Consider the following 6,076-nt stretch of genomic DNA (forward strand, 5'->3'; position numbering starts at 1 on the left):
GGCGTCAGGCCTGGGGCGGGCGGGCCGGGCGGGGGCGGGCCTCGGACAGCAGCGCGGCGATCCGGGCCACCCGGGGGTCGGTGCGGATCTGCGCCACGCTGGCCGGCAATGGCAGCCGCCAGTTCGGATACTCGTCCACGGTGCCCGGCATGTTGGGTTGGCGTACCTCGCCCAGCACGTCGTAGAGGGAGACGCCGAGCAGCCGCGTCGGGCTGGCGGCGAGCGCGGCATGCATCGCCACCACCGCCTCCTCGTCGTCCGGTGGCGGGTCGGTGGCCGGCAACAGGCCCTCGGCGCGCAGCATCGCCAGCAACCGGTCCCGCTCCTCGGCCGCCCGTGCCCGCTCCACCGCCGTGTCGGTGCTGAGCAGCTTCAACTCGTCGCGCACCCGCACGTGCTCGCCGGCCAGGAAACCGGGCGCGGTCGGCAGGTCGTGGGTGGAGATCGTGGCGAGCGCGTTGCGGGGCCACCGGCTCGGCGCGACGAAGTCGCCGTCGTCGTCGCGGGCGAACCACAGCACGGTCGAGCCGAGCATGTTGCGCCCCCGCAGGCCCCGCGTCACCGCCGGCTGGACGGTGCCGAGGTCCTCACCGACCACCACAGCGCCGGCCCGGTACGCCTCCAGCGCGAGGATGCCCAGCATCGCCTCGGCGTCGTAGCGTACGTAGGTGCCCTCGGCCGCGCCGGCGCCCGGCGGCACCCACCACAGTCGCCACAGCCCGGCGACGTGGTCGACCCGCAGGCCACCGGCGTGCCGCAGGGTCCGCCGCAGCATGTCCCGGTAGGCCGCGTACCCGGTGGCGGCGAGCCGGTCCGGTCGCCACGCGGCGACCGTCCTCCAGCGTCACCACGCCCGGCCCGGGCAGCGCCCGGGTGGCGCCGTGGGTCAGCACCACGGTCGGCGGCAGCGCGGCCTTGTCGACCGCGCGGGCGGCGGCGAGCGCGTCGGCGATGGCCGCCGGGCTGGTGGCGTCGACGCCGAGCAGGCCGAGGACGCCCACGACGGTGTCCGGGGCGACCTCGACGCGGCGGTGCCGCCAGTCCTCGTACCAGGTGGACACGCCGTGCGCGGTGGCCAGCGCGGCCAGTCGTCGATTCATCCGTCCCCCGCTTCACGACGCGACCTTCGACCACCTTGCCACGGCCGGACGCGCGGCGCAGGACACGGCGAGGGGCCGGCGGGCTCGCCCGCCGGCCCCTCGCCACCACGATCGCGCACCATCCTGGTTGTCGTGGCATCGCACGCCGCCCGACACCACTACATCAATGATCGAGCACGACCATCGCGTGGAGCACGACCATCGCGCGGGGCGCGCGGTCAGTCGGCGAGCGCGCCGGCCGCCCGGCCCTCGTGCAGGGTCAGGTTGCGGCCGGTGCCCGGGTCGAACAGGTGGATCTTCTCCAGGTTGAACCAGACCCGGCGGGACTGCCCCTCGGCGACCGGGGACTCCGCGGACAGCCGGGTGACGAGGTTGCCGCCGGCGCCGGCGAAATCGGCCGAACCCGCGTCGGCGGCCAGCTCCTCCAACTCGGCGGCGCTGGCCCGCTCCCCCTCCACGGTGAAGTAGACGTACTTGTCCGAGCCCATCGACTCGACGATCTCCACGGGCGCGTCGAACTCCAGGCCCCGCCGACGGGTGTCGTCGTCGATCAGCTCGGCGTCCTCGAAGTGCTCGGGTCGGATGCCGAGGATCAGCTCGCGGGGCGCGTCCGCAGCCTCCAGCTCCCGGCGGACCCGGTCGCCGAGCGGCACGTCACCCAGTGCGGTACGCAGGCTGCCGTCCTGCACGGCGGCGTGCAGGAAGTTCATCGACGGCGAGCCGATGAAACCGGCCACGAAGAGGTTGCGCGGGTGGTCGTACAGCTCCTGCGGCGGACCGACCTGCTGCACCGCACCGCCCCGCATGATCACGACCCGGTCGCCGAGGGTCATCGCCTCGGTCTGGTCGTGGGTGACGTAGACGGTGGTGGTGCCGAGCTGCTTCTGCAACCGGGACACCACCGTGCGCATCTGCACGCGCAGCTTCGCGTCCAGGTTGGACAGCGGCTCGTCCATGAGGAACGCCTTGGGCTGGCGGACGATCGCCCGGCCCATCGCCACCCGCTGCCGCTGCCCGCCCGAGAGGTTGGCGGGCTTGCGATCCAGCAGCGAGGTCAGCTCCAGGACCTTCGCCGCCTCGTCGACCTTGGCGTTGATGGTCTCCTTGTCCAGCTTCGCCAGCCGCAGCGGGAACGCCATATTCTCCCGCACCGTCATGTTGGGGTACAGGGCGTACGACTGGAACACCATGGCGATGTCCCGGTCCCGGGGCGCCTTGTCGTTGACCCGCTGCCCGGCGATGCGCAGCTCTCCGGAGCTGATGTCCTCCAGCCCCGCGATCATGTTCAGGGTGGTGGACTTGCCGCAGCCCGAAGGCCCGACCAGGATCACGAACTCGCCGTCGGCGATCTCCAGGTCGACGTCCTGCACGGCGACGGTCCCGTCCGGGAAGCTCTTGCTCACCTTGTCCAGCACGATGTCAGCCATGACTACTCACCTATCCCTTGACTGCGCCGGAGGTCAGACCGGACACGATGCGACGCTGGAAGAAGAGAACGAACAGGATGATCGGAACGGTGATCACCACGGCGGCGGCGCAGATCGCCCCGGTGGGGTCCTCGAACTGCGAGGCGCCGGTGAAGAACGACAGCGCGGCCGGCACCGTGCGTGACCGCTCGGTGGAGGTCAGCGAGATGGCGAACAGGAAGTCGTTCCAGCAGAAGATGAACACCAGGATCGCGGTGGTGAACAGGCCGGGCGCGGCCAGCGGGGCGATCACCCGACGGAACGCCTGGGCCTGGGTCGCGCCGTCCATCTTCGCGGCCTTCTCCAGGTCCCACGGGATCTGCTTGAAGAACGCCGACAGCGTGTAGATCGCCAGCGGCAACGCGAAGGTGATGTACGGCAGGATCAGACCGGGCCAGGTGTCGAAGAGGCCGAGCTGCCGCTCGATCTCGAACAGCGGTGACACCAGCGACACCTGCGGGAACATCGCGATCAGCAGGGAGACGCCGACCAGCAGCCCCTTGCCGGGGAAGTCCAGACGGCTGATCGCGTACGCGGCCATCGCGCCGAGCACCACCGCGACGAGCGTGGCGATGAGCGCGATGCCGATCGAGTTGATCAAGGCTCGGACGAACTGGTCGGTCTCGAAGATCGTCTTGTAGTTGTCCAGCGTCCACTCGCGGGGGAAGAACTTCCCGTCGGTGAGGGTGGCCGGCGTCTTGAACGACAGCGAGGCGATCCACAGGACGGGGATCAGCGCGAAGACGACCACGAGGACGTCCAGCAGACCCCAGCGCAGCTTCGCCCGGGTGGTGGTTTCGACAGCCATGTCAGCGCCTCTCCCCGTCGTCGCTGCCGGGAGCAGCGGTACCGAAAAGCTTCACGAAGACGAAGGCGATGATCGCCACGGTGATGAAGATCAGCACCGACATCGTCGAGCCGATGCCGAGGTTCAGACCCCGGATCAGGTTGTTGTAGGCGAGCATCGACACCGACGAGGTCTCGTTGCCGCCGGCGGTCAACACGAAGATGTTGTCGAAGACGCGGAACGCGTCCAGGGTGCGAAACAGCAGGGCGACGAGGATCGCCGGCTTCATCACCGGCAGCATCACCTTGGTGAACCGCTGCCAGGCCGTCGCCCCGTCGGTGGAGGCGGCCTTGAGCAGGTCCTCGGGGACCAGCGCCAGCCCGGCCATCAGCAGCAGCGCCATGAACGGCGTGGTCTTCCAGATCTCGGCGAGCATGATGATCGCCAGCGAGCTGGCCCGCTCGGTGAGCGGCGCGCCGTCGCTGAACAGGTCGGCCAGGTAGCCGGTGCCGGGGGTCCAGGCGTACCGCCAGGAGAACGCGGCGACGACCGTGACGATGCCGTACGGGATGAGCGCCGAGGTGCGGACGATGCCCCGCCCGACCAGCGTACGGTGCATGATCAGCGCCAACCCCATGCCGAGCACCAGCTCGACGGCCACGGTGACCACCGTGATCAGCGCGGTCACCCCGAACGCGGTCCACCAGAACTCGTTGGTGAGCACGGTGACGTAGTTCTCCAGCCCGATGAACTCACGCTGGTCGGGGAAGCGCAGGTCGTAGCGCTGCAACGACAGCCAGACCGAGTAGATGATCGGGTACGCGGTCACCGCGACCATCACCAGCGCGGCGGGCGCGCAGAGCAGCCAGCCGAGCTTGCGTTCGGCCTTCTTGTTCTCGCTCAGCGGCGCCGTGCGGCGGCTGCCGCGCTGGGTGGGAACGCTGGCGGACGCGGAGCTCTTCTCTGGGGCGGTGTCGGTCGGCGTGGCGGGAAGGGTCACGGCAGGACCCCCTTCGACTGGAGGGCGTCGGCGATGGCGCCGCGCAACTCGTCGGCGGTCTGTTGCGGACGGATCGCCGACGGCGGGGACAGGATCGCCGACATGACGGTGGAGATGCTCTGGTACGCCGGGGTCAGCGGCCGGGTCGCCGGCTCCTTCAGCTCCTCCAGGATGGTGTCCTTCATCGGGTACGCCTCGGTCATCTCCGGGTCGTCGAAGACCGCCTCGATGGTCGGCGGCACACCGTCGTTGATGGCGGAGAACTTCTGGTGCTCGGCGCTGCGGAGGCACCGCGCGACCTCGAAGGACAGTTCCGGGTGCTCGGAGTAGGAGCTGACCGCCAGGTTCACCCCACCGATGGTGACCTTGCTGGGGGTGCCCCCGTCAACGCCGGGCACACGCGCCCAGCCGACCTGCTTGGCCAGGTCCGGGTTGGCCTCCTGAAGCGCCGGGTAGACGAACGGCCAGTTCACCTGGAACGCGCCCGCGCCGGATTGGAACTCCAGCCGCACCGGGTCCTCGGTGGCGTTGCTGAAGGACGGCGAGGTCACGCTCGACGTGGCGAAGCGCTGCAACTGTTCCAGCGCCCGGACCGTGCCGTCGTCCATCACGGCCTGCTTGCCGTCGTCGGAGAGGATCTTTCCGCCGGCGCTCTCGGCCAGGGTGTTGTAGAGCACGACCAGGCCCTCGTACTGGGCGCCCATGGTGAGCACCTGGTACGGCTTGCCCTGCTCCTTGAGCTGCTGGGCCGCGTCGATCATCTGGTCCCAGGTGGCCGGCGGCTGCGGCACCAGGTCCTTGCGGTACCAGAGCAGCTGCACGTTGGTGTTCTTCGGCGCCGCGTAGAGCTTGTCCTCGTAGCGGGCGGTGTCCAGCGGGCCGGCGAGAGTGCCCTGCTCGACCTCGGACTTGTCCTGGCCGGTCCACTCACGGATCCAGTCGGCGCTGGCGAACTCCTGGGTCCAGGTGACGTCCAGGCCGAGCACGTCCATGCCGGTGTCCTTGGCGGCCAGCCGGCGCACCATCTGCACCCGCTGGTCGTCGGCCTGGCGGGGCAGCACCCGGTAGGCGATCTCGTACCGTCCCTGGGCCTGCGCGTTGCAGTCGTCGACGACCTTCTGCAGGTTCTGCTCGGGCGGGTAGTACAGGTTGATCGTCGGTGGGCCGCCGGTGTCGTCGGCGCCGCACGCGGCGAGCGGCGCGACAAGCGCCAGCGCGGCAGCCGCCGCACCAACCCGGACAACCGGCCGACGCCGGTGTCGGGCCGTTCCGGGGTCTGTCATCGCCCTCCCCCTCTCTTCGGCGAAACCGGGGAGGGCATCCGCGCCCCGGCGCACGGCGGGCTGCCTCCGAGCCGAGGAGCTGCGAAAACACTCCGCTCGGGCACTCCGTGCGGCTACACTGCCCCACTCGCCGAGCCGCGAAACCTGCCGGTGACAGGCAGGGCGGGACCGGACCAACGACGCCACGGTGCTCACCGCCGAGGAACCGGGGGCTGTCGCTGCTCCCGCCCCCTCGGTGGGGCGAGCGCCCCGCAAGATCCGCACAACATCCCGGAAACTGCTGCCTCCGGGCCGCCGGAGGCAGCAACAACACCGAAACTGCGCGGATCTTGAAGGGCTTCTCGACTAGCCCTGCATTCCGCACGTGGGTGATCGTGGGCGGGTTTCGGCGCGGCGGGTTGGTGGTGAGGGTGGCTGATGGCAGCGTGCCGGGCTGTGAG

At 70.2% G+C, this 6,076-nt stretch carries 5 protein-coding genes; all 5 read right to left on the reverse strand.

Features of this window, described 5'->3' with window-relative positions; all coding sequences use genetic code 11:
* Nucleotides 1-4: 4 nt before the first annotated feature.
* Nucleotides 5-775 (reverse strand): 4-alpha-glucanotransferase, encoded by a 771-nt coding sequence (locus tag AB0H52_RS21440; protein WP_357949496.1) that lies wholly within the window; start codon nucleotides 773-775, stop codon nucleotides 5-7.
* A gap of 543 nt (nucleotides 776-1,318) precedes the next feature.
* Complete coding sequence (ugpC, locus tag AB0H52_RS21445; RefSeq protein WP_151490660.1) at nucleotides 1,319-2,527, reverse strand: sn-glycerol-3-phosphate ABC transporter ATP-binding protein UgpC; 1,209 nt, start codon at nucleotides 2,525-2,527, stop codon at nucleotides 1,319-1,321.
* A gap of 10 nt (nucleotides 2,528-2,537) precedes the next feature.
* Nucleotides 2,538-3,374 carry a carbohydrate ABC transporter permease gene (locus tag AB0H52_RS21450; RefSeq protein WP_151490659.1) on the reverse strand — a complete coding sequence of 279 codons (837 nt, stop codon included), beginning with the start codon at nucleotides 3,372-3,374 and terminating at the stop codon, nucleotides 2,538-2,540.
* A 1-nt stretch (nucleotide 3,375) separates the two neighbouring features.
* Nucleotides 3,376-4,353 (reverse strand): sugar ABC transporter permease, encoded by a 978-nt coding sequence (locus AB0H52_RS21455; RefSeq protein WP_151490658.1) that lies wholly within the window; start codon nucleotides 4,351-4,353, stop codon nucleotides 3,376-3,378.
* Nucleotides 4,350-5,636, reverse strand: a complete 1,287-nt coding sequence (locus tag AB0H52_RS21460; RefSeq protein ID WP_357949500.1) for an ABC transporter substrate-binding protein — start codon at nucleotides 5,634-5,636, stop codon at nucleotides 4,350-4,352. Before AB0H52_RS21460 ends, AB0H52_RS21455 begins: the two co-directional genes overlap by 4 nt.
* Nucleotides 5,637-6,076: the final 440 nt, after the last annotated feature.

Origin of the sequence: Micromonospora sp. NPDC050695, assembly GCF_040654415.1 — a bacterium.
In the GTDB taxonomy this organism is placed as follows: domain Bacteria; phylum Actinomycetota; class Actinomycetes; order Mycobacteriales; family Micromonosporaceae; genus Micromonospora.

Coding starts and splice junctions, on each gene's coding strand:
- AB0H52_RS21440 (WP_357949496.1), bottom strand. CDS start 775: ATGCTGCGGCGGACCCTGCGGCACGCCGGTGGCCTGCGGGTCGACCAC.
- ugpC (WP_151490660.1), bottom strand. CDS start 2,527: ATGGCTGACATCGTGCTGGACAAGGTGAGCAAGAGCTTCCCGGACGGG.
- AB0H52_RS21450 (WP_151490659.1), bottom strand. CDS start 3,374: ATGGCTGTCGAAACCACCACCCGGGCGAAGCTGCGCTGGGGTCTGCTG.
- AB0H52_RS21460 (WP_357949500.1), bottom strand. CDS start 5,636: ATGACAGACCCCGGAACGGCCCGACACCGGCGTCGGCCGGTTGTCCGG.